The organism is Mycobacterium sp. BMJ-28, assembly GCF_054404835.1.
In genome coordinates this window covers 3,848,275-3,870,825 of the sequence record NZ_CM136783.1, presented here as the reverse complement: position 1 = coordinate 3,870,825, position 22,551 = coordinate 3,848,275, and the positions used below count along the sequence as shown (strand labels likewise).

Genomic DNA, 22,551 nt, shown 5'->3' with positions numbered 1-22,551 from the left:
ATACAAGATGGCATAGCCGGGGTAGGCGGTGATCGTTCAGGCCGAAGACGGCCATCGGGCCCGTCCAGCGTGCAGGTCGCTGGACTGTGCCGTGCCTCGCGCACCTGCGCCGATGCTGGATCGGGTGTCGGGGACGCCACGACGGGCGGCTTCACGATCGGCCCGTGCTATCAGCCGCCGAATCCGTCCGGCGACCGTGTCTTTGGTCATCACAGGATGAGCGAGGCGTCCGAGCTCTTCGAGTGAGGCGTTGGGATAGGCCAGACGTACCCGCGCTGCCTCGGCGAACTGCGGGGCCAGTGGATCGTCTGTCAAGATTTCCAGTGCGCGTGCGATCCGGACTGTGGTGATGGCCGCGGCGTTCTCGGCCCGCCGTACATTGTGCTGTCCGAGGTTGAGGCCAGGATCTGCCGACGCTGGATCCGACCGGCTGAGGTGCCGCTGTTCCCATGCGCCCCAAGCCCGCTCGGCGCCCATGCGTGTGAGCAGCACACCGATCGAATGTGGGTCAGTCACCACCACGAGGTCGCGCCCGCGCAATTGGCGAAACCTGGCGTTCGCACCGAGCCGGCGCGCCGCCCCGACCAGCGCGGCTCCCGACTCTGGTCCGGGGCACTGCACGCTCATCGTCGTCGGCCGTCCGGGTGCGCGTAGGGAACCCGTTGCCAAGAAGGCGCCGCGCCAGGCGGCTTCCAGGTCGGGCGCGTTGCCCGCGACCACCTGTGGCGCCAACCCGCGTATAGGACGTCCCGCCCTGTCGAGCAGCCCTGCTTGGCGGCCCACTACCTCGGCGTCTTTGGATACCCGAACAACGAACACGGGCCGCCCGGCGGTCCGGTAGGTGTAGGCCTCGGCGGACGCGGCGAACAACTGGCCCAGATCGGTTCGTAGTCGCCCGACGGTCGATGCCAGATCCACCTGCGCCTCGACTACCAGCCGGCCATTGAGGATCCGCAGACCGCCACCACATCTGAGCAGTGCCGCCACCTCGGCCTTGCGGGCACTGGCCGATTCGCAAGTCACCCGGCCCAACTCTTCTTTCACCTCGATTGACATCACCGATACATATCCTTTCCGGAATGCTGTTCACGCCGCCTGTCGGCACCGTCGCGCAACGTCCGATAGGGCCTGTGCACCAACAGCGTTGAACAGCACCGAGGTCCTCGCGAGTGGTTAGTGCGCGGCATCGGCCTCAGCGGTGACCACGCAGTAGGTCCGAGGCGGGACGGGGTAGGTGTAGGTGTTCGCTGCTTGGGTGCATGGCGCCGCATTGAGATCATCGGTGCGCGCAGTGACTTCGAACGCCCTGGCATCGGAGGTGGTGCCTGCGCAATCGAGCTGTTCGATGACAAGGGCTTCCAGCGAGGTGCGGTAGCAATGGTCGGCGGTGAGGTTCTGCACCAGGCAAAGCCGGCCGGCGGGTTTGCCTTTCACTGTCCAGGTGTAATCGGCATAGTTGCCGTTCGCGCAGGACTGATCTCCCGCATAGACTGCGCCGACTGTGTAGCTGGGATCGGCAGTGCAGTCGGTGCGGTGCACGCCAGCCTCGACGTTGGAGGTGATGACGAGACAATCACCGACCACGAAGGCCGCCACGTTTGGTGTGCTGATCTGGCTGTCCTGCTGATGTTGGCGCTTCTGGTAGACACTCAGCGCCGCGCCGGCGATGACGAGTATGCCGATGAGGACAAATGCCAGGGGTGCGGTCCTGGTGTGCCACCAGCGGACCCGACGCCCCGGCCTACCTGCGTCTGTCTGGTTTGTCATCGGTGAGCTCCTCTGCCTCGGAGAGGGTTTCATGCGACGGCCACCGGCCGTTGCAACCCCTCGGTATATGAGGTGTAGTCGCGTGGAAGAGGCGAAACCGAACGGTGTCTCTGATCACACCGACCCCCGACGCATCGCCGCGTGCGAATCATCAAGCGGTGAGACGCATCTCGGCGACGTTGCCGTCGGTGACCCGGAAGGTGAACGTGCTGGGTCCGTTGAATCCTTTCCTGCTGACGTGGGCGATCACGACCTCTTCTGCCTCATCGGTCAGATAGAAGTGCACGACCCTCACGGTGACGCCATCGCCGATGAACTCGGCGTCACTCCATCGTCGGATATCGTTGGGTCCGTAGAACTTGCGACCCCAGTCGTCGACGACACCCTGGTACGGGGTGAAAGTGGCCAGGAACGCCTCAGTGTCGCCTCGGTTTGTGGCGTCGATGAGGTTGCGTACCTGCGGGGTCAGCTCTAAAGGCATTGCCGTCTCTCGGTGTCAGGGATGGTGGGGAGTGTGGGTGAATTCACGACACCGCCTCCAGGGCGGCTGCACGAACGTGAGGCGCCAACTCCAGCAGCGCGGTCGTCAGATGTCGAACAGTCGGATTGCGCGCCAGTTCAAGCCACCGCAACTCTGCGTCGAGGGTGCGGGTGTAGTCGGGATCCTCGCCGGTGAAGTACGCCGGGCGCACACCGAAGAAGTCGGCCAGCTCCACCACGACCCGATGCGAGGGCTGATTACGCTGCCCGGAACGCAGTTGGGAAAGGTACGGCTGGGAAACATCGGCGCCGCGCTTGTGCAGGGCGTAGGAGACTTCCCGCCCGGTATAGGGCCCGCGGTCAGGTGGATAGACCGTAGCGAATAGCCGATTCAATTGGTTGGCGAAGGTGACCGCATTCACCGGCGACACACGAGCGATGCGGCCGCGCCGCCATGCCCGGCATGAATCTTGATCCACGGCGTGGCGACCATCTGCGCACGCGGCAGCCGGAGGAACACTTGGCACGCTAAATCTCCATACTCGGTAGGTCTTGGGCCAATCCGTCATTGCCGGAACTGGCGAGCTGCCATGGTGTAGTCGAGAAACCACCGGGGATCCGAACGCACACCGACGGTGACCTGTGTCACAGCTGCCGGCGGACGTCGCTTCCACTGTGCGCCAGATCACCAATTGGTGGCGTTCGGTTGCGGGTCGGTTTGCCGACTACATCTGAGACAGCACCGAGTCCGCCGCGTGATGCGGGCATGAGACGTGGTGCGCATACGGGGGGTTTAGCAATGAAGTCGTTCAACCGCAGCATGTTGTGGGCCGGCGCGGTGATCGGGTCGATCGTCGTCGTCGTTGCGGGGTGCTCATCGAAAGCTGTCACCGCGAAGAGCGGCGAATCACCGTCATCAGTGGCGCAATCCACCTCAGCGGCTTCGCCTCATCCCGGCAAGGGATGTTCACCGGTGACCGTCACCCCCGATCATTGGCTGACGGTGAAGCTGCCCGGCGCCGAACCGCGCCCGGCACTGCGTGTTCCGGTGATGCCAGGCTGGATGAAAGGTGCGGCGAAGAGCGATACAGGCATACAAGCCATTTATGTCAACGATGCGCTGAGCGTTCCGGGCGCTCACACATCGATCGTCGTGAGCGTCTCTGACCCACAGGGCGATTTCGACGCCTACGTGCAAGGCATTAAAGGTGTCGGTGTGTCGGCATTTGCGGTGACACCGGCAGAAGTCTGCGGGTTCCAGGCGCGACACATCAATTACACGCAAGCGTTGTCCACGACATCAGCACCGCTGCTGGTGACCGCGTTGATGGTGCTGGTTCCCAACCCCACGGGAGCTGTCGTTGCCGGCGTGTTCAGTCAAACTGCAGATCCCAACAACAAGACCTACCAAGCAGACTCGGACTCGGTGTTCAACAACATCCAAGTCGTGTAGTCGACGAAAACTGGACACTGGCGCATGCCGATGGCGCGGAGTTCCTCAGCGCCACTGGGGGAGAGGCTCGGTACGCCACCAAGAAATGGAATCTAGCTGTTGCGGGTCAGGACGTTGTTGACGCGTCAGCGGATATCTCCTGTTTGTCTGCCATAGTCGCTGTCAGTCGGTTGAGGAGGTCCTGTTCTGGGCTGTGCGGCGCAGCCGTATAGATGACGAGCACTTGATGGTCGTCGGACGCTGGGATGTGGAAGGTCTCGTAGTTGAGGCTGATCTGCCCGATAATCTTGTTATTGAACTTCTTTGGGCCGTGAGTTTTCTCGTGGACATGTTGGGTGGACCACAGTTTGGCGAACGTCGGGTTTCCCACGGTGAGCTCACCGATGAGGTGCTTGAGTGCGGTATCGCGGGGGTGGCGTCCAGCAGCCATCCGCAAGATGCCGACCGTGGTGCGTGCCGCATCGTTCCAGTCCGGGTGAATCTCAGGTGCGTGCGGATTGAGAAAGATCTGCCAAGCCATGTTGCGTTGCGCCGGCGGCAGTGTAGGGAAGTCAGCGATCAGCGCGGTGGCGAGGCCGTTCCAGGCGAGGACGTCGCTGCGGTCGTTCATGATCATTGCGGGTGCGTCCTGGACACCGCAGACTGCGTGGCGCAGCGACGACCGCAGCGTGTTTCGGTGGTGATGTTGGGGCGAGTTGTTGGGCGTACTTGTGGGCGTTTGGGCCAGGTTGTACAGGTGTATGCGTTCGGCGGGTCCGAGAAGTAACGCGCGGCTCAGAGCGTCGAGAACCCCGCCTGAGGGGTGCACGGCGCGGCCCTGCTCGAGGCGCACGTAGTAGTCCGTGCTTAGACCCACGATCTCGGCGACTTCCTCACGTCGAAGTCCGCCGACGCGGCGCCGCGGCGTCGACGGCAGGCCCACGTCCTGTGGCGTGACCATGGCCCGACGGGCACGCAGGTAACGGCCGAGTTCGGTGCCTTGCTGTTTCACCCATCCAGTATCGGCCGTGCGGCGCGGGTAAGGGGTGCTGAAGGTGGACCTGTCAGTCCCAGGGTCTGGGGTTCTCTTCACCCCACAAGGCTTGAGTTCGACGATCGCTGTCATGACAGATCGAATCGCCCACGACCACGGTGTTGGCCGGCAGGCACCCTCCCATGACTACTGGTTCACAGTGGCGGCCATTGGATTGGCCAGCATGTTGCTGCCGTTCGCAGTGACCGGCGCTGCGCTCGCCTTGCCGCAGTTATCTCGTAGCCTGCACGCGTCGGTCGCCGATGCCCAATGGACCCTCAACACCTTCAACATCACCTTCGCCGCCCTGCCGCTGGCTGCCGGCACGTTGGCCGATCGCGTCGGACGGCGTCGCGTCCTGCTGGTCAGCATCGCGCTGGTCGGTCTTGCTGCGGTGCTCGTCACGGTTGCTCCGTCCATGGCGTTGGTCAACCTCGCACGGATGCTGCAGGGCTGTGGGGCGGCGGGTGTGCTGGCCTCCGGCGCGGCGATCCTGGCGTATGCCACCTCGGGTCATCGCCGCCAGGTCGCCTTCGGCATCTTGGGGATGTCGTTCGGTACGGGATTGGCGATCGGTCCGATGGTGGCAGGCACGTTGACCCAAACCTGGGGATGGCGATCGGTGTTCGTCCTGATAGCCGTGCTGGCGATCCCGGCATGGGTGTGCGCAACTCGTGCACCCGAGTCCCATAACCCTGAGCATCCCGGGCTTGATTGGCCAGGTCTGCTGACATTCACCGCGAGCCTGACCGTGTTGTCAGTGGCCTTCGTCGCGGCCGGTGCGCACGGATGGGCTCACCCCACGACGCTGGGCTTGTTCGGCGGTGCCGCCGCGTTGTTAGTCGGGTTTGCCTGGCTGGAGCTTCACCTGGGCCCACGCGCGATGTTCGACATACGGCTGTTCGGCAAACCGGCGTTCGCCGCGGTGGTCTGCCAGCCGTTCACGGTCACCCTGGGCTTTGTGATCTTGTTGGTCTACTTGCCGGCCTATCTGCAAGGCGCAGCAGGGCGTTCCATCACCGCAAGCGGGCTGCTGCTGCTACCGATGACCGCTCCGGTGCTCCTCTTGCCGCTGATGGCATCAGTTCTCGCGGCGCGAACCTCACTGCGCGCGGTGTTGACGGCAGCGTCGTTGCTGATCGCGCTCGGATCCGCGCTACTTACCACCTTGACCGACCACAGTTCGTGGCTGTTGCTCGCCATGCCGCTACTGCCGTTTGGTATCGGTGTCGGCCTGGCGTTCGGCGTCATGGACAACGCCGCCGTCAGCACCGTCCCGATCGCCAATTCCGGTGCCGCGGCGGGGATATTCAACACCATGCGCATCACGGGCGAATCCCTCGCGGTGTCGGCTGCGGCCGCACTTCTCACCACATTGACTGCCCGTCATCTCAGCGCAGACGACATCGATGCCAGCCGCATGGCAGGGCAAGCCATCCAAGGCCATATCGATTCCGCCCACCACGCAGTACTCGTCGACGGTGTGACCCACGCATTCCACACAGTAGGCATTTGTCTGACGGTTCTGTCGATGATCGGCGCCATCTTGACCCACATCGCCTTGGCCCCGGCACCTTCCGCCGAAAGCCCAGCACACGTCGCAATCCATCCAGCCGACGTGTCCGAAGGTGAAAAGCCATGACCCATGCCAACGAGTTCAGTTGACTCGCGGCATGTTTCAGGTGGCGCGTGTATGGGTCGCGGCCGCGAGGTGATCCAGGAGCCAGCGCTGCGAATAATCGAGCCATTGGCGGTAATGACCCATCGCGCAGTGATCGTCGTCGGGATACAGCAGCAGCGAGGCGTTCGGGGCGGCGTCGGCGAGGTCGACGCTGTCTTGTGTACTCAACAGGGTGTCGTGATCGCCATTGATCACGAGAAGAGGAATTGTGATGTGCCGGTATCGATCCCGGATGGATAGTGCTTTGAGCTTGCGCATCAGGTCGATCGGATTGGTCGCGCCGACGGTATCGGCCAGCGTGCGAAGGATGATCTGTGGAGTGCCCAGCGCGCCGCCGTGAAAGGAGCGGTGCGTGGGCGCCCCGCACGCGATGGCGCACGCCAGCCGATCGCTGGTCGCGGCGGTACGCGCGGTCCAGTAGCCGCCGAAGCTGACCCCGACCATGGCGATCCGCTGCGCGTCGAGCCGTTCATCGGCGGCCAGGTGATCGATCACCTGGTGGTAGACCGCCTCCGATGCCGGGCGCATCCGTTCCGAGTAGGCGTAGCTGCCGGGCATCTCCATCAGAAACATCGCCATCCCCGAATCGCGGTAGCGCAATTGCGGTATCGCCAATTCCTGCGCGGTGCCTTCCAAGCCGTTGGTGGTCAACACCACCGGATGTGGCCCCGGTCCGGGTGGCACGACGAGGTAGCCGCGGACAACGTCGCCGCCAGCTGCCGGGATGTCGACGTGTTCGACGGTGAGGCCCAGTGTGGGTGCCAATGCGCTGATCAACGCATCGAAGAGGTGCCGGGAGCGCCAGTAGGCCCGCATCCGCTGGGTGTCGTGTCCGTGGAAGGCGCTGACCTGGTAATAGGTGATCGCCTTGACCCACGCGTCAATCGCCCTCAACGCCAACGTGATCCGCGTGCGATCACCGGATGGTGCGTGCTCGTCGACGAGCGCGGCGAGCGTGCGGGTGTCCGGTTGCGGTCCGTGGTCGGCGAACAGCTGCGCAGCGGGGGCGATCCATGCGGTCACCCTGTCGATGTTGTCGGCGAAGCTCGCGGCGTCCGCGTTGGTGAGATCGAGGAGGTTGGTCGAGTCGGTACCGGCGAGGGTTCGCAGCAGCTCGGTGGCCCGCCTGGCATGGCCGTCGGCAATGGTGTTCCAGTGGCGGCACCAGCGGTCGTCGCGGAAGGATCGGACCGCGCGGATCTGCTCGGCGAACTCGGTCTGGTCGAGTCCGCCCATGTTGGCGTAGCGCAGGACGAACAAGGCGGGCAGGAACGGCGCCGCCCCGGTCCAGCGGGTAGCCAGATCAGTGCTGCGGGTGATCGCGCACGCGGTCACGAGAAGCTTCTGCGCCAGGGTGGCCTCGGCCATGGGGTCCTCTCAGAGTGCGTTGGTGATGCTGGCCCAGTGACGGGCTTGCTCGGCGGCGGCGGCGGGGGTGCCGCGCCACGGCAGCCCGTGCCCAGGAATGAGTACCTCGGCGCCGATACCCGCCAGTGTCGCCAGCGCGGCTTCGGCATCGGCGGGTGCATGAGCGAAGAACGGCGGCAGAAGCTGAGGACCGGTGACAGGTGAGAGTGGATGACCGGTGACCAGCGCATCACCGGTGATCAGGATGCCCTTGTCGGGCAGGTGGAACGAACTGTGACCGGAGGTGTGGCCTGCGCAGGGGACCGGTATCGGAGCGCCAGGCAGGTCGAGGGCGCCCGCGCGCGGGTAGGGCTGGGCATGCGGAATTTTCACAGGTTTCAGCGCGCCGGCAGCCATGACCCGTGCAGCCCAGTGCAATGCGGAGGGCCGGTAGCAGCGTTTGATGATGTCAGCGGGTCGAGCTTGTTCGAGATGCCCGTCCCGGGCATGGATGACTTCGGCGCTGCTCATGAACACCGGTGTGCCGTAGTGCTTGTGGAAGTGGTTGATCGCGCCCATGTGATCCACATGGGCATGAGTCAGCAGGACCGCCCGGACGTCGAGGGGGTGCCGCCCCAAGGCTCGGATCGAGTCCTCCACCCGGGAGGTGTCTCCCGACCAGCCCCCGTCGATGAGGGTGAGCTCCGTTTCGTCGCGCAGCAACACCCAGTTGACGGCGGTGCCCTCGACCCAGAACACGTCGGCGGCAACCTCCTGCATGCGCAAACTCCTCAGCAATTTCGGAACAACTGTTCCGACACTAACATCGATCTGCGCTAGAGTGGAACGACTGTTCGGCTTCGGAAGGATTTCGGTGAGGCTGAGACGCGTGCGCACACAGAGTGGCCTGGAGGTGCAGACCCAGGGCGCCAGCGGTTCCTGGCTGACGTGCGATGACATCGGCTCGCTGGGCGGTCAGGTTTTCGATCGAGATTGGGAACTGTCCCGCGCCGATGAGCACCTGCGGCACAGCACCGTGCTGTTACCGTTTCAGCCGGTATCGTTTCGCGACTTCATGCTCTATGAACAGCATGTCCTGGACGCCAGCCGTGGTCTGATCCGGCGTTTCCATCCCGGGCAGTACCGACTCGTCAAGACGGTCGAATCGCTGACTCGGCGCACGTTCCCGTTACTCAAGCCCAAGCCGCTGTTCTACGCCCAGCCCATCTATTACATGTCCAACGCGATGACGTTCGTGCCCTCGGGCACACCGATCGCCGCACCGTCCTACGCCCGCGCGTTGGACTACGAACTGGAGATCGGATTCGTCTTGGCCCGTGGACTTTTCAATGCCACCCCCGCCGAGGCGCTGGACGCGATCGGCGCGTTCGTCGTGCTCAACGACCTCAGCGCCCGCGACGTGCAGCGTGCCGAGATGGACAGCGGGTTCGGACCGCAGAAGGCCAAACACTTCATCAACTCGTTGTCAGAGGTGGCCGTCACCGCCGACGAGATCCTTCCCCATATCGACGATCTGCATGGAACCGTCACCGTCAACGGCGTCACGGTCACCACCGTGTCCAGCGCCGGCATGCAACACACCCTGGGCGAGGTCCTTGCGCACGCCTCACGCAGCGAACACCTGTGTCCCGGTGAACTGTTCGGCACCGGCACATTGCCCGGTGGCAGCGGCATGGAGACCGGGCACTGGCTGCAACCCGGAGACACCCTGCAGCTCTGCATCGACGGCATCGGCAGCATCGAACACACCATCATCGCCTCGTGACCAAGCCCGCACCCGATAGCCAACAGAACCGGACCTCGCGTGAGGTCAACCGAGCCGTCCTGCGAAACCGACTGCTCGACAGTGCCGAAGAGCTGTTCGCCGCCCGTGGTTACTTCGGCGTCAGCGTTCGCGACATCACCGAGCATGCCGACACCCGGCTGGCCGCGGTCAGCGAGCAGTTCGGCGGCAAAGAAGGCTTGTTCCGCGCGGTCCTGGTTCGCCGCATTCAGCCCCTCAACGATGACCGCCGCGCCCGCCTCGCGGCGCTCCCCGCCCGAGGGCCCCGAGCCCGGCGCCTGCGTGCGGTCATCGAAGCGTTCACCGAACCGATGCGCCAGCGAGCCGGTAATCCCGGATGGGACAACTATTTCCGGTTCATCGCCCAATTCGCCAATTCAGGGCATCCCATCGGGCGCTTCGTCGCCGAGGACTTCAACCCCACCGCCGCGGACTTCATCGCCCACCTACACGCACTGTTCCCCGCCGCCGGCGAAGAAGCCATCTACGACGCCTATCTGCACCTGGTCGCCGCCACCATGCATACCTACTCCAACAACCTTCGCCTGGACAGCCTCACCGAAGGCCGCTTGCATACCCACGACATCGAAGAGCGCCACCAGGCGCTACTGCGCTTCGTCGAAGGCGGCATCCACGCCCTGGTCACGACACCGTCGTGACCCCGAGACACACTGGCACCTGACGCACCACCGCAGTCACAATTTCGGCTTTGTGGCGATCATCGCCCGATAGTCGCGCGGCCCGACACCCTTCCATCGGCGAAATGCCTGCGAAAAGCTTGACAGCTCTCGGTATCCGAGACGGTTCGCGATTTCGGAGACTGGCATCCCATCCGCGAGGAACTCCTCGGCCAAGCGACTGCGAACCTCCTCGACCAACACGCGAAACGAGGTTCCCTCGGCGGACAGGCGCTGCCGCAGCGTTCTGTCACTGATGTGGAGACTTTGGGCGACGACTCTGGCGTCGGGCGGGTTGGCCAGGTTGCGCACCAGAAAGTCACGCACGAGTCGGCCGGTTTCCCGGCGCGGCCTGCGTTGTTCTAACAAGTCACTGCACTGCGCCAGAGCCAGCGCCAGGACTTGTTCGTTGGCTTGTGGCATCGGCAGGTCGAGAAGAGCGTTGTCCGCCACAATCATCGACTCGTCATCCCCGAATCGGGGTCGGGTACCGAACGCGTCGTCGTAGCGGCCGACGTCTGCTGCGGCAGGCTCTGGGAAGGCGAAGCCGACCGGCAGCGGCGGAGCGGCGGGAAAGATCTCGCAGTGCAGTCGTCGCACCCCCGCGATATCGCGTTCGACGACGAAGCGTCGCAGCCGCTGCGGGATGCCGGGTGCAGTGAAGACGAAGTTCGTCTGCCCACGGCACGGCGTGCTTGTCACGCTGGTGAAGGCGAAAGTGAGGCTCAGCGAGCGCAACACGGTGTCGATCGCCGATCGAACAGTGGCGCTGCTGATGAGAGCGAACGCGAACGTACCGTACAGCGGCAGTTGGAAGCGCATGCCGGCCTCGATACCGAGGCCGGGCGGATCGCCCAACGCGTCCACGACGTTGCTGACCACCGTGAATTCCTGCCCCGTGTAGATCTGACTTCCGCCGTCCGCGAGCTGCGACATGCTCAAGCCGGTGCCCCGAAGCGCGTCCTGCACCGACAGCCCACGGGCGAGGCCGAGTTCGACCATCACCCGGGCGCCTGAACCCGATCGCGGAACGTCCCACTCGACCATCCAGCTACCTCCGCATCCTCGGTGCCGAATCTAGTAACTCTTCGTCCGTTATGCACCTACACCGGGCGACGGCACCGGATTACGGTTGCTCTTCGGTACGTACTGGGAATGGAGGCACGCCCCGTTGATGGCCGCACATGCCGCCGCCCCCTTGGATTGGTTGATTGTCGGCTCCGGTTTCGGCGGCAGCGTCGCCGCGCTGCGGCTCGCCGAGAAGGGTTACGAGGTGGCGGTGCTCGAGCAGGGCCGCCAGTTCGACGACACTGACTTCGCCCGTACGGCCTTCGATGTCCGCCGATTGTTGTGGGCTCCGAGCCTGGGGCTAAAGGGAATCCTCGCGTTGACCCCACTGCGGCACGTGTCGGTGCTCAGCGGCGTCGGTGTCGGCGGGGGATCGCTCGTGTACGGCAATACGCTCTACGTTCCGCATTCCGACGCCTTCTACCGTCATCCCCAGTGGGCGAGTCTCGCAGACTGGCGCGCAGTGTTGGCACCACACTTCGCGACCGCTCAACGGATGTTGGGTGCCGTCACGTGTGTGTCGGAGGGACCTAGTGAACGGATGATGCGCACCGTTGCAGCCGAACTCGGTGTCGCCGACGCGTACCACCCGACCGAGGTCGGTGTGTTCCTCGGAACGCCAGGGATTGTCGTCGCGGACCCGTACTTCGGCGGGGCCGGCCCCGACCGCAGCGGATGCATCCGCTGCGGACAGTGCATGCTGGGCTGCCGGCACGGCGCCAAGAACACACTCGTGAAGAATTATCTCCATCTTGCGCAGAAGAAGGGCGCCCGGATCCGCGCCGAACGCACCGTCACCGACATCGCCCCGGCGGGTCGCGCCGACGGAGCCGACGGCTACATCGTGACGAGCGTGCGGACCGGGCGATGGCTGCGCAAGGATCGCCGTTGTGACCACGCGGCCGGAGTGGTCCTCGCGGGTGGGGCGCTGGGAACGACGCGTCTACTCCACACGCTGCGCGATTCCGGGTCGCTTCCCCGGCTGTCGCCACGAATCGGAGATATCGTTCGCACCAACAGTGAAGCGATCGTCGCCGCAACGGCATTTGAACGCAACGCCGATCTGCGGGCGGACCTCGCCATCACCTCCAGCGTGCACCCCGACGAGCAGACCCATTTCACCAACAACACCTACGGCCTTGGCGGCGATCTGCTCGGCCTGATCTTCGGACCCATGACCGAGGGCCGGGGCCGAGCAGGAAAATTCCTGTGGAAGATCGTGCGGCAACCTCAACGCTGGTTGGACCCCGCGCGTACCAGGGGATGGTCACGTCGAACTGTCATCTTCACCGTCATGCAGAGCGTTGACTCGTCGCTCCGCCTGAGACCGGCGCGTTGGGGCAGAAGGCTGGTCACCGAACCCGCCGACGGGCCGGCTCCGAGCAGCTATCTACCCATCGCCAACGAGGTCGCGCGGCGCGCGGCACGCATCATCGGCGGCTATCCGCAGTCCTCCATTTCAGAGTCGCTTTTCGACGCGCCTACCACGGCGCACATCCTGGGTGGTGCCGTCATCGGATCGACGCCAGACGACGGCGTGGTGGACCGGTATCGGCGGGCGTTTGGGTACGCCAACTTGCTGATCACCGATGGATCGACGATGCCGGCCAATGTAGGAGTCAATCCCAGCCTCACCATCACCGCGATGGCGGAAGAGGCACTCAGCCACGTGCCGCCGAAGGCAGGAGCCCGCTCGTGAACCGTTTCGGTCCCGGCCACCATTGCGTCATCACCGGTGGATCGTCAGGCCTCGGGCTTGAGCTTGCCCGCCAACTCGCCCCCCGCGGCGTCGCGGTCACGCTGGTGGCGCGCAACGAATCTCGGCTCGCCGAGGCCGCGGACGCCGTACGGCGCGAAACCCCCGACGCGCAGGTCCGAGCGCTCAGCCTCGATGTCACCGACCCCGACGTCACCCGCTCGGCCTTCGCCGACCTCGCATCTTCGACCGGCGGCATCGACACCCTGATCAATTCTGCGGGCATCCTCATCGAGGGCTATGCCGCGCAGTTGACCATCGAAGATTTCCACAGCGTGATGAACGTCAACTTCTTCGGCACCGTCAACGCGTGCAAGGCAGCTCTCGCAACCTTCGATGGGCACCCCGGGACTATCGTGAACGTGTCATCAGTTGCTGGACTCATCGGTGTATTCGGTTACACCGCATATTGTTCCAGCAAGCATGCCATCGCGGGTTACACTCGTGCCCTCGCGTTCGAGGTCGAGCCCGAGGGTGTTCGCGTCAGTCTGGTCTGTCCCGGCGAGTTCGACTCACCGATGGTCGACTCGCTTGACGCCAGCCGTACCCCCGAGAACCGGGAACACACCCTCACCATTCCGAAACTATCAGTGGCACAAGTCGCGTCGGAAACGATCGCCGGCGTGGCCGCCGGGCGCAGGTTGATCGTCCCGGGCCGGCTAACCCGGGCTGCGGTCCTGGCCAACCGGTTCCTACCTGGCGTCGTCGCGGCTACGGCGCGCAGGCGGATCGCACACGTATACGTCGGCCGCGGGAAGGCTTCATGAAGCAACCGCCGATCGACCTCACCGGTGCCGTGATCGTCATCACCGGCGCTGCAGGTGGTATAGGGTCGGCCGTCGGCGCGTCGCTCCATCAGCGCGGCGCCTGCGTCGTCCTGGTCGACCGCCACCAAGACGCAGTCGACTGCGTCGCGGACGGCCTCGGCCCGGCGCGAACGTTGGCCCTTGCCGCGGATGTCACCGACAAATCGGCGCTCGACGACGTATTCGCGGCCGCCCGTGACCGTTTCACCCGCGTGGACGTGGCCTTCGCCAATGCCGGCATCTCGAGCGGAAACACCGCGCACACCGCGAATTCCGTGCCGGACGGCGTGTTCGAACAGGTGATCGCCGTGAACCTCGTCGGGGTCTGGAACACTGTGCGGGCTGCACTCCCGGCCATTCTCGAATCCCGCGGCCACGTGCTGATCACCTCGTCCACCTACGCCTACGTCAATGGCGTGGCCAACATCCCGTACGCCGCGTCGAAGGCAGCCGTGGAACAGCTCGGCCGATCGCTGAGAGTGGAGTTGGCCGGCCGCGGGGCGAGCGCCGGCGTGCTCTACCCGGGTTGGGTGGCCACACCCATCGCCGACGTGGCGTTCGGTGCTGACGACCTTGCGACCAGGTTGGTTGCGCACGCGTTCCCGGCGCCGCTGCATCGGCCGGTGTCGCCCGTCGCGGTGGCGCGGGCTGTCACGCGGGGTATTGAGCGCCGCTCGCCCAGCATTCAGGTACCGAAGCGATGGAGGACGTTCTCAGCGCTGCGCGGCGTCCTCAATCCGTTGATCGACAGCAAGCTCGCCCGCGACGACACATTTCAAAACCTGTTGCGTGGCATGGAATTGCGATGATCGGGCCATCCTTACCACTGCCAACCTGCTTCACGACGGTCAACGGGTAGGTAGTGGAGTTCGTGGTGGAAGTGCGGGATGCGGTGCCCGCGGATGCACTGGCGGTGGCGGAGACGCACGTCCGTTCCTGGCAGGTCGGCTATGCGGGATGGATCTCCCAGAAATACCTTGATGCCCTGCGGGCGGATGAGCGAGCCGGCCGCTACCGGTTTGAGCGGATGGATCAAGTGAACGGCCCCTACACGCTGGTCGCTGTGGAGCGGAGCGTTGTGTGTGGGCACGTCACGATCGGTCGCCTTCGGGAACACAATAGCGGTGATTGTGGCGAGATTTGGTCGCTTTACGTCGATCCCGCGCGCTGGGGGTCCGGCGTGGGAAGCGCACTCCTGGCGGCCGCCTGCAAGGCTTTGGGTCAGGCGGGCTATGGCGTGGCCTATCTGTGGGTGTCGTCGACCAATGCCGGTGCACGCCGCTTCTACGCGCGGGCCGGCTGGACTATCGAGGGGCGCGAACGAACGGATTTTGTTGGCGGCAAGTATCTCTGCGAGGTCAGGTACAAGTTTGATTTGTCTGGTGAGCTGACGGTTTCCGTCTGATGGTCGTGCCCACCGCACACCAGCATGCGAATCAGCAGTCGGCGCAAAAGCGAATGAACCCGAATCCTCGCACCACGCACCATGCCAGATGGGGCGCCGGTGACGCCAACCGTTGTGGCAACGCGTCGAGCCGGCAGAGAACATCCCCTTGGTTATTCGTCCGTGAACGCAGACGTCAACTCATACAGCGAGTCAAGCTGCAGGTCAGCCACATTGGATGGCGGACGCTGAGAGTGGAGGTACCCCCAGGGGCCTCGGCGAATCAGCGCTGTACGCAGGCCCGCGTCGTGGGCGGGAAGGATGTCGTTGTCGAGGCGATCGCCGATGTACATGATTTCAGGCGCTGAGAGTTGCGCTGCGCTGATGACCCGCCGGAAAAAGTCCGGTGAGGGTTTCACAACGCCCCACTCTGCCGATGAGGCCACGAAATCGACGCTGAACCCGAGGCCGGCGAGTTTGGTGACGATGTTGCGGGGCTGGTTGCCGGCAACGCCGACTATGAACCCGGCGGTTCTGGCCGCGCGCACGCAATCGAGGGCGTCGGGATAGAGGTCAGCGGCGGTGACGTCTGGATGTGTTGAGGGAGGATCGACTCCGAGGATGGGCCATGCCGAACGGTGGTCTTCGCCGCGTTCGATCAAGGCGCCGATGACACCCATCAATGCGAACGGTGTGACGCCGGCGTTGAGCGCGAACTCGGTCCACATGCGTGATTCATCGATGAGGGTTTCGCCGATGTCGAAGACGAGTGCACGCAGCCCTTCTGGCAGCTTCACGCAGTTCACGCCGTCGCCATCGTCGTGTGAGACGGGGTCTGGGTCACGAGGGTGCGTCCTGGCGGGGGTCCGGTATCGCCCGAATGGCGAGAAATCCCGTGGGTTCGCGGTGCAGGCGGTCGTACTTGTCCCGGTCGATGGCAGCCGCCGTCGGGACGGGACGCGGTTCGAGCAGTCGCTCGATGAGAAAGCCTGCTTGGTGGAGTTCGTCGCAGGTCTGCTCGAGTGGCGAAAGCCAATAGCGCACCCGCCATCCGCGGCTCCACGTTTCATCGATGACGCGTGGTCGGAAGTAGTTCCCGCCGTGGCGGAGCCAGTCACCGGTGGGGTGCATCCGTGACAGCACGAGTGCACCGTCGGGGCGAAGAACGCGTCGGAACTCACGCAGTGCGCCGAGCCTGTCGTCGACGTACTCCAACGCCAACGCGAACAACACGCGGTCCACGGAGTGGTCGGCGAGCCACTCGAGGGGATAGGCGAGGTCGTGGATCCTGAAAGTTCCTGTGGGTACTCGTTGCTGGGCCAGCTCGACCATGCGCGGACTCTGATCGAACCCGATCACATGTGCGCCCCGGACAGTCAATTCGTCGGCGTAAAGCCCGGGTCCGCACGCCGCGTCCAGGATCGTCGCGCTTTCGACGTCGCCGAGCAGACCCAGGCACGCAGGACGGTCGTAGTGTGCGTTGAACAGGCCGGCCTGAGCATGGGTGAGGTAGTCATCGGCGAAGACGTCGTACTGGGGATGGTTTCCCACGGCTTCGGTCATCACGCCATTATCGAACAGGCTTACCCGCGGTTGGCGCACCCATGGCGGGTTTAGTTCCTGGATTTCCTGAGTCCTGTCAGTCCGACGACCTGCTGGCAACGCGGGTCAAGATGTCTATGACGGCGGCGATGGCGGGGCGTTGTGCGGTGCCGGTGCGGGTGATCGCGTCGATGCGGCGCGCCACATTGATGCCGTCGACGGGTTTGCGGATGAGTTCTCGAACCGTGGGTGCGTAGCGGGGAAGCAGCGCAATGCCGACCCCGGAAAGCACCAGTTCTTCGACGACGCGAAAGTCATTGATGCGTTGAATGATCCGTGGCTGCACCCCTGAGATGGTGGCGAGGGAGCGCAACACGTCGTCGACCATGCGCCCGATCTCCACGCTGATCCAGGGGCAGTGCGCAAGCTCATGCAAGGCGATGGAGTCGTTGGCGGCCAGATGGTGATCCGGCCGCAGAAGTAGGTCCAGTGGTTCACGCAGCAGAAAGGTCGAGTTGTATCTGGGACCCCACGTGGTGGTGTCGCGTTCGTCGCGGTCGATCACAACAACATCGTGCTCGGCGAGAAGTTCGGGTGTTCGGGCCGCGGAGTGGTCGATATCGCGGGCGATCACCTCCACACCGATTTGGGACGTCTCGGCGATGAGGCCCGGGAGGAGCATCGCCGCTGCAGAGGGAACTATCGCCACCCGCACGGCGCCACGCGGGGTAGTCCGGAAGGCTTCCATCTCGGCGGTCGCGCGGTCCAGTGCGGCGAGAATGTCATCGGCGCGTGTCACGAGTGCCTTACCTGCTTCGGTGAGGCGCACACGTCGGCCGTGGGGTTCGAGCAGCTGCACGCCTGCCTCTCGCTGAAGTCGTTTGAGCTGCTGGGATACCGCCGAAGTCGTCAAAGACAGTGCCTCCGCAGTGGCGTGCACGGTGCCGTGCTCGGCGAAGTTGCGCAGCAGTCGCAGGCGTTCCACATCCATGAAGTGAATGCTAAACAAATCGTCAACAAAGCGTTGCTTGTGTGAACAGTCGTTGTGAGTCCATGCTGGGAACATTCAAAAGGGCAACGCTGCGCCACCGTGAAGCCTTCGAAATACCAGATGGGGCAGTCCTATTCGGCCATCCAGCTGGGGAGCGGCAATGGTCGATGCGGTTGTTGCGATGAGCCTGGCGTCGTCAAGCCGGAAGGAGTCAACGGTGGGGGTAGTGGCGATCAGCGTTGCGGCGCTGCTGTGGGTATGGGCGATCGGCGACGTGTTGGCCATTGAGGCCGAGCATCTGCACTCCGGTGAGAAAGCGGCGTGGGTCGCGACAGTGATGCTGCTATCCGTCGCTGGTGCGATGGCATGGCTGCTGGTCGGACGCCACGCGACACGGACCAGACCTACAACCGACAGACCCCCTGAAATCGATGGTTGGCCTTCTGTGTCTTGCGCGAGGCTTCGGGGTCGCGGTCATCAATGCCTCCGGAACGGCTAGTCGATTTCGGCGCAGTCCAGTGGTGTGGTTGGTGTCAACGATTCCGGCAGAGTCCGGTGGCGCGGACGCCGAGTGGCGGCTGGCTGGCCGCTCGTATTTCGGTTAGGTCGCTAATTGGCGGCTGCCATATCGGGGAGCGCCGTGCTGGCGTACGTATGTCCGCTATATGCGGTCACGGGTGACTACCATGCCGTCATGGAGGTGTTTCGGTACACGTCTTGGGCCGCTGCGGGTCTCGGCTTGCTTCTGGCCATTTGTGGATGTTCCGGAGATACGAATGTTCCGCTGGCCCAGCCTCGTCTGACGCCGACTGCCGTGAGCCCGCCGCTATCGAAGGATTCGGTGGGGGACTGGAACTTAACCGTGTCTGTGGGGGTGTTGAAGTGCTATTCCGAAGACGGCATGGTGACGTTCACTGCAGACGGCGTCGAGTACGGTCTCAGTCTGACGGCAATTCGGTTTGGTGGCTACCCGGACATTCACGAAATTATGCCGCGGCCCACGCCCGGGTGGGTTGAGGTCAATGGCCAGACGCAACCAATGATGGTCCAGAGCGAAATTCCAGCAGGGCTCCTCAGGCGATCCTTGTCGTTGTGCGGATGACTGCCCGGCATGCGCATCGGACCAGTTTGCCGACGGCTGATGAGTCGACAAGTTGATTCACGAAATCTCCAGTCGGGGGACACCGATGACGCGATGGCGGCTAGTGGATGCCGACCCACGTTTGTCTGGCAACTCGGTGGAGGTTGACGCGGCCAACCTGTTCTTCCAGCTGATCGCCTCGAGGTGCGAAATCGGCTCGATCATGGTGACCTCCAATCTGCCGTTCGGGCGCTGGGGCGAATCGTTCTCCGACGATGTGGTCGTGAGGTGAGCCCCCTGTAGTGGTCCAGTCGTTGTGGGACTCTGTTGTCCGAGTGTTCGGGCAGGAAGAATCACCGACGACATGGCAATGAACAAGCGCCGGCGGCACACCCCGGATCAGATCATCCGCAAGCTCGCCGAGGGCAACAAGCTGCTCGGGACCGGCCAGGAGCTGGCCGCGGTGTGCCGGCACCTGCAGGTCACCGAGTCCACGTGGCACCGCTGGGTGGCCCAGTACGGCGGCATGAAGGCCAACGAGGCCAAACGACTCAAGGAACTCGAAGCTGAGAACGCCCGGCTCAAGAAGTTGGTCGCCAATCAGGCCCTCGACATCGACATGCTCAAGGAGATTTCGTCGGGAAACTTCTAACCCCGAACCGCAAGCGTAGTGCCGTCATTGCGCTGCGTGAGCGGTTCGGGGTGTCTGAGCGCCGGGCCTGCACGGTCGTCGGCTTGCACCGCTCCACGATGCGGTTGACGCCGGCGGCGGTGACCACGGAGGAGGCTGAGCTGCGGGCGTGGCTGCGCCGGTTCTCGGTCGACCGGCCGCGGTGGGGCTGGCGGCGGGCGGCGAAGATGGCCCGTCGGGCGGGCTGGGAGGTCAACAACAAGCGCGTCCGCCGGTTGTGGCGCGAGGAGGGCCTGCGGGTGGGATTTTCCTGGCCACGGCGGGAACTTCTGCTTGGCCACTGACAACACTCGGGTAGTCCACTACTCGTGCCATGAGCGAGAAACCAATCAACTATTGAACTGTCCGCACACAGCCCGTGCGGCGACACCTATGGGGGCAGAAAACCTTTGCCCTCAGATTTCCGCTGGGACCTGAGTTTCAATTCAAGGAGAAGCCAATCATGAGCGATGCCAACCCGACCGATCAGCGGCTCGACAGCATCAAGAGGAAGATCGAGGCCACGCCCGAAACCGTCTTCACCATCCAAGGGCCGTTAGTAGCCGGAACATCTCAGTTGACGGATGAGGATATCGAGGTGGTGACCATCAAGGTGCGTGTGCCGTCTTCTGCTCTGCTCGAGAACATCTCCATCTCGAGGCGTAGCGCAAATACCGAGCAAGATAACTACGGGCCGGTGTTGGGCAACAACGAGGGACCAGACCATCTGCATCGCAAGGACGTGACCGACACCATTTAGTCGGCCGCACTCCATCCAGCCATTTATCCGCTGGACGTCGGCACGAACCGCCTGGGCGATGAAGACTGTCCCGGCGGACGGCCGTCACCTCCAGTCTCCCTCAGATCGCCTCGGCGCCTTGACATCGAACACCACAGGACGGCGGCAATGAACATAGTTCACGATTTGGCGCGCCTCATCGCACCAGTCGACCCAGCGACATTCAAGCGCAATTATTGGGAGCAGAAACCGCTCGTCATCCGACGCCAGGATCGCGACTACTATCAGAATCTACTGTCGCTGGCAGACGTCGACCGTTTGTTGACGACATCGAGTATTCGCGCGCCGGGCGTGAGGATATTGCACGACGGCAAGGAGGCCCCACTATCCGACCTCAACGGCCATGGCCGACCGTCGGGGATCGAAGCGGTTTTTGACCACTACCGCCGCGGGGCGACGATTGCGTTGAACTTCCTGCAGGAACGCTCATCTGAACTGATGGAACTCTGCCAGTTCCTGGCTTCCGAGTTCTCGGCGAACGTGCAGGTGAATGTCTATTTGACGCCGCCGAACGAACAAGGACTCGAAACGCACTACGACACCCATGATGTCTTCGTACTGCAGGTTGAGGGCGTCAAGCACTGGCGCCTGTACAAGGACCAGATTCGTCTTCCGCTGGCTGGCCAGCCGCACCGTAAGGACGAGGCTGGGCCCTGGGAACTGTTGGAGGAGTTCGATTTACATCCCGGTGATGCGATCTACATACCGCGAGGATTCGGTCATGACGCGGTTGCGCTTGGCGCGACATCGGTTCACATGACAGTAGGGGTCATGCCGGTCACCTGGGCGACGGTGCTCATCCAAGCCATGGAGGACGCCGCCGAGGGAAACCCCACATTCAGGCAGTCGTTGCCGCCCGGGTTCGTCCACGACGCGCAGATACGAAAAGCAGCCGAACTCCGCTTGCTCGAACTCGTGGATAACTTCGGGCGGGGCCTGCGTCCGGCGCCGATCATCGCCAATGCGGCCGAGATCGCGCTACAGAGCATCAGACCGGCCCTGCGAGGGCACCTTCTGGATCTGAATATTGCCCCAACTGTGGACGGCGAAACGCGGCTAATCCGGCGGGCAGGAATCGACGTGACCCTCGGTACTGACGATGACAAGGTGTCTCTGCGCTTCCATGGCAAAGTGATCCGGCTTCCATCGGTAGCCGAACTGGACCTGAAGTTCGTCATTTCACGCGACGGTGAGTTCACCGCCGCGCATCTGCCGGGTGATCTTGACGATGCCAGCCGACTGACGCTTGTCCGGCGCCTCATCACCGAAGGTCTGGTCACGGTCTGTTCAAGTTCTTGAGGGGGCATCAGCTGGTTCGGCTGTTCGCATGGGCCGGCTCAAGTGCCGTCATCCCAATCGCCCTGTCGCGTAGGAATACCGGACATTCTTCATCGTTCACCGGCAGGCTACGTGATGAACTTCTCAGCTCCTGGCGCTTCGATGCGCTGCTGGAAGCCCGGGTGATCATCGAGGACTGGCGCCGAGACTACAACGCCAACCGACCCCACTCCGCCCACGGTGATCTCACCCCCGCCGAGTTTGCCTTACAGTGGGCCACGACCCACCAACCGAAAGTCGCATAGCAACTGGACCACCAAACGGGTCCCCCTCAGTCGCCGCTGCCATGATCGACAGGCTCATGCACCATGCCGAAGTGCTTACCCTGATCGGGGATTCCTACCGCACTCGAACTCGCCGCGAACTCCTCGGCAAGAACCTAACGAACAACAGCTAAGTAGCTAGCCGCTGTGTTCAGCGAGGACAACGTGCAGCAAACCGGGAAACCGTTCTTCAAGTGCCTCCCGCCGAAGTGTCGGATAACGAGCAGTGCCTACTGACCAACACTCAGTGATACCTGAAGCCACCAACTGCTTCAGATGATAAGAGCACGTCGAGGCCGGAAGGCCGACAAGCTGCGCAATCTCCCCACTGGTCCGCTGAGATCCGTCCGCCAGAAGGGCGACAATCTGGAGTCGCGCTGGTTCGCCCAGAGTGCGCATCACCGTTGCGAGATCAAGCACGGGCGGCGGAGTGCCTCGTTGTCGCTGCGTCAACGTCACAGAGCCATGCTACCTTGCTGCAATACTTCCAAAGTATTGGAAGTATCGTTGCACCTCACTCTGAAGGAGGGTGTCATTGCGTTCCGTTCGACTAAGCCGCCGCGGCTCGATTGCCAACTTGGTAGTCGTTTCCGAGTCTGAACCCGAGCCTCAGCGCGGCGAAGTTCTGATCC

Annotated in this window: 23 protein-coding genes and 4 pseudogenes; 15 read left to right on the top strand and 12 right to left on the bottom strand. The window is 63.6% G+C overall.

Translation table 11 applies throughout. The features are described 5' to 3' along the window. Window positions 1-36: 36 nt before the first annotated feature. From whiA to ACXPWS_RS19095, 4 genes are all read right to left on the bottom strand, one after another. Window positions 37-1,056: a DNA-binding protein WhiA gene (gene whiA / locus ACXPWS_RS19110; protein ID WP_458708167.1), complete on the bottom strand. Its 1,020-nt coding sequence runs from the start codon at window positions 1,054-1,056 to the stop codon at window positions 37-39. A 117-nt stretch (window positions 1,057-1,173) separates the two neighbouring features. Then, window positions 1,174-1,767, bottom strand: a complete 594-nt coding sequence (locus ACXPWS_RS19105) for an LppU/SCO3897 family protein (RefSeq protein WP_458708166.1) — start codon at window positions 1,765-1,767, stop codon at window positions 1,174-1,176. A 151-nt stretch (window positions 1,768-1,918) separates the two neighbouring features. After that, window positions 1,919-2,248, bottom strand: a complete 330-nt coding sequence (locus ACXPWS_RS19100) for a nuclear transport factor 2-like protein (RefSeq protein WP_458708165.1) — start codon at window positions 2,246-2,248, stop codon at window positions 1,919-1,921. Window positions 2,249-2,291: 43 nt separating this feature from the next. Further along, window positions 2,292-2,669 (bottom strand): helix-turn-helix domain-containing protein, encoded by a 378-nt coding sequence (locus ACXPWS_RS19095; protein ID WP_458708164.1) that lies wholly within the window; start codon window positions 2,667-2,669, stop codon window positions 2,292-2,294. A gap of 377 nt (window positions 2,670-3,046) precedes the next feature. Here ACXPWS_RS19095 and ACXPWS_RS19090 point away from each other — a divergent pair, with 377 nt between their 5' ends. After that, the gene (locus ACXPWS_RS19090; protein ID WP_458708163.1) at window positions 3,047-3,700 is read left to right on the top strand and encodes a hypothetical protein; all 654 of its coding nucleotides are present in this window, start codon (window positions 3,047-3,049) and stop codon (window positions 3,698-3,700) included. 106 nt (window positions 3,701-3,806) lie between these two features. Here ACXPWS_RS19090 and ACXPWS_RS19085 read toward each other — a convergent pair whose 3' ends face one another. Continuing rightward, on the bottom strand, window positions 3,807-4,691 hold the full coding sequence (locus ACXPWS_RS19085; RefSeq protein WP_458708162.1) for a helix-turn-helix transcriptional regulator: 885 nt from the start codon (window positions 4,689-4,691) through the stop codon (window positions 3,807-3,809). 112 nt (window positions 4,692-4,803) lie between these two features. Here ACXPWS_RS19085 and ACXPWS_RS19080 point away from each other — a divergent pair, with 112 nt between their 5' ends. Beyond that, window positions 4,804-6,354, top strand: coding sequence for an MFS transporter (locus ACXPWS_RS19080; protein ID WP_458708161.1), 1,551 nt, complete (start codon window positions 4,804-4,806; stop codon window positions 6,352-6,354). Window positions 6,355-6,390: 36 nt separating this feature from the next. Here ACXPWS_RS19080 and ACXPWS_RS19075 read toward each other — a convergent pair whose 3' ends face one another. Next, window positions 6,391-7,761, bottom strand: a complete 1,371-nt coding sequence (locus tag ACXPWS_RS19075; protein WP_458708160.1) for an alpha/beta hydrolase family protein — start codon at window positions 7,759-7,761, stop codon at window positions 6,391-6,393. Between the two features lie 9 nt (window positions 7,762-7,770). Further along, window positions 7,771-8,520 carry an MBL fold metallo-hydrolase gene (locus ACXPWS_RS19070; protein WP_458708159.1) on the bottom strand — a complete coding sequence of 250 codons (750 nt, stop codon included), beginning with the start codon at window positions 8,518-8,520 and terminating at the stop codon, window positions 7,771-7,773. Window positions 8,521-8,614: 94 nt separating this feature from the next. Here ACXPWS_RS19070 and ACXPWS_RS19065 point away from each other — a divergent pair, with 94 nt between their 5' ends. Beyond that, the gene (locus tag ACXPWS_RS19065) at window positions 8,615-9,526 is read left to right on the top strand and encodes a fumarylacetoacetate hydrolase family protein (protein WP_458708158.1); all 912 of its coding nucleotides are present in this window, start codon (window positions 8,615-8,617) and stop codon (window positions 9,524-9,526) included. Next, window positions 9,523-10,203, top strand: a complete 681-nt coding sequence (locus ACXPWS_RS19060; RefSeq protein WP_458708157.1) for a TetR/AcrR family transcriptional regulator — start codon at window positions 9,523-9,525, stop codon at window positions 10,201-10,203. Before ACXPWS_RS19065 ends, ACXPWS_RS19060 begins: the two co-directional genes overlap by 4 nt. 36 nt (window positions 10,204-10,239) lie before the next feature. Here the strand turns inward: ACXPWS_RS19060 and ACXPWS_RS19055 are convergent, their stop codons facing one another. After that, window positions 10,240-11,268, bottom strand: a complete 1,029-nt coding sequence (locus ACXPWS_RS19055) for an AraC family transcriptional regulator (protein ID WP_458708156.1) — start codon at window positions 11,266-11,268, stop codon at window positions 10,240-10,242. 127 nt (window positions 11,269-11,395) lie between these two features. Between ACXPWS_RS19055 and ACXPWS_RS19050 the strand changes: the two genes are divergently transcribed. Genes ACXPWS_RS19050 through ACXPWS_RS19035 form a run of 4 tightly spaced genes read left to right on the top strand, consistent with a single transcriptional unit; the run spans window position 11,396 to window position 15,256 of the window. Next, window positions 11,396-12,988, top strand: coding sequence for an FAD-dependent oxidoreductase (locus tag ACXPWS_RS19050; protein WP_458708155.1), 1,593 nt, complete (start codon window positions 11,396-11,398; stop codon window positions 12,986-12,988). Beyond that, complete coding sequence (locus ACXPWS_RS19045) at window positions 12,985-13,812, top strand: SDR family NAD(P)-dependent oxidoreductase (protein ID WP_458708154.1); 828 nt, start codon at window positions 12,985-12,987, stop codon at window positions 13,810-13,812. The genes ACXPWS_RS19050 and ACXPWS_RS19045 overlap by 4 nt, the downstream gene beginning before the upstream one ends. After that, a complete protein-coding gene (locus ACXPWS_RS19040) occupies window positions 13,809-14,660 on the top strand; it encodes an SDR family NAD(P)-dependent oxidoreductase (RefSeq protein WP_458708153.1) in 852 nt (283 codons plus the stop codon). Before ACXPWS_RS19045 ends, ACXPWS_RS19040 begins: the two co-directional genes overlap by 4 nt. 53 nt (window positions 14,661-14,713) lie before the next feature. Further along, window positions 14,714-15,256 carry an N-acetyltransferase family protein gene (locus tag ACXPWS_RS19035; protein WP_458708152.1) on the top strand — a complete coding sequence of 181 codons (543 nt, stop codon included), beginning with the start codon at window positions 14,714-14,716 and terminating at the stop codon, window positions 15,254-15,256. Between the two features lie 152 nt (window positions 15,257-15,408). On the opposite strand, the gene ACXPWS_RS19030 is transcribed toward ACXPWS_RS19035, so the two are convergent. The 3 genes from ACXPWS_RS19030 to ACXPWS_RS19020 all read right to left on the bottom strand — a co-directional run bounded on the left by ACXPWS_RS19030 (window position 15,409) and on the right by ACXPWS_RS19020 (window position 17,768). After that, window positions 15,409-16,032: an HAD family hydrolase gene (locus ACXPWS_RS19030; RefSeq protein WP_458708151.1), complete on the bottom strand. Its 624-nt coding sequence runs from the start codon at window positions 16,030-16,032 to the stop codon at window positions 15,409-15,411. 43 nt (window positions 16,033-16,075) lie between these two features. After that, entirely contained in the window at window positions 16,076-16,798 is a 723-nt protein-coding gene (locus ACXPWS_RS19025; RefSeq protein WP_458708150.1) for a class I SAM-dependent methyltransferase, read from the bottom strand. 76 nt (window positions 16,799-16,874) lie between these two features. Then, window positions 16,875-17,768 (bottom strand): LysR family transcriptional regulator, encoded by an 894-nt coding sequence (locus ACXPWS_RS19020; protein WP_458708149.1) that lies wholly within the window; start codon window positions 17,766-17,768, stop codon window positions 16,875-16,877. A gap of 160 nt (window positions 17,769-17,928) precedes the next feature. On the opposite strand from ACXPWS_RS19020, the gene ACXPWS_RS19015 reads away from it, so the two are divergent. The 7 genes and pseudogenes from ACXPWS_RS19015 to ACXPWS_RS18985 all read left to right on the top strand — a co-directional run. Continuing rightward, window positions 17,929-18,267, top strand: a complete 339-nt coding sequence (locus tag ACXPWS_RS19015) for a PLD nuclease N-terminal domain-containing protein (protein ID WP_458708148.1) — start codon at window positions 17,929-17,931, stop codon at window positions 18,265-18,267. Window positions 18,268-19,009: 742 nt separating this feature from the next. Next, a pseudogene (locus tag ACXPWS_RS19010) lies at window positions 19,010-19,132 on the top strand (ATP-binding protein); the annotation flags it as partial. Window positions 19,133-19,213: 81 nt separating this feature from the next. Continuing rightward, window positions 19,214-19,782, top strand: a pseudogene (locus ACXPWS_RS19005) (transposase); the annotation flags it as partial. A gap of 200 nt (window positions 19,783-19,982) precedes the next feature. Continuing rightward, entirely contained in the window at window positions 19,983-20,279 is a 297-nt protein-coding gene (locus tag ACXPWS_RS19000) for a hypothetical protein (RefSeq protein WP_458708147.1), read from the top strand. Between the two features lie 165 nt (window positions 20,280-20,444). Beyond that, window positions 20,445-21,617, top strand: a complete 1,173-nt coding sequence (locus ACXPWS_RS18995) for a cupin domain-containing protein (protein ID WP_458708146.1) — start codon at window positions 20,445-20,447, stop codon at window positions 21,615-21,617. A 92-nt stretch (window positions 21,618-21,709) separates the two neighbouring features. After that, window positions 21,710-21,901 (top strand): annotated as a pseudogene (locus tag ACXPWS_RS18990) (integrase core domain-containing protein); the annotation flags it as partial. Between the two features lie 17 nt (window positions 21,902-21,918). Continuing rightward, window positions 21,919-22,053: pseudogene (locus ACXPWS_RS18985) on the top strand (ATP-binding protein); the annotation flags it as partial. A 4-nt stretch (window positions 22,054-22,057) separates the two neighbouring features. On the opposite strand, the gene ACXPWS_RS18980 reads toward ACXPWS_RS18985, so the two are convergent. Beyond that, window positions 22,058-22,318 (bottom strand): ArsR/SmtB family transcription factor, encoded by a 261-nt coding sequence (locus ACXPWS_RS18980; RefSeq protein WP_458713599.1) that lies wholly within the window; start codon window positions 22,316-22,318, stop codon window positions 22,058-22,060. Between the last annotated feature and the right edge of the window lie 233 nt (window positions 22,319-22,551).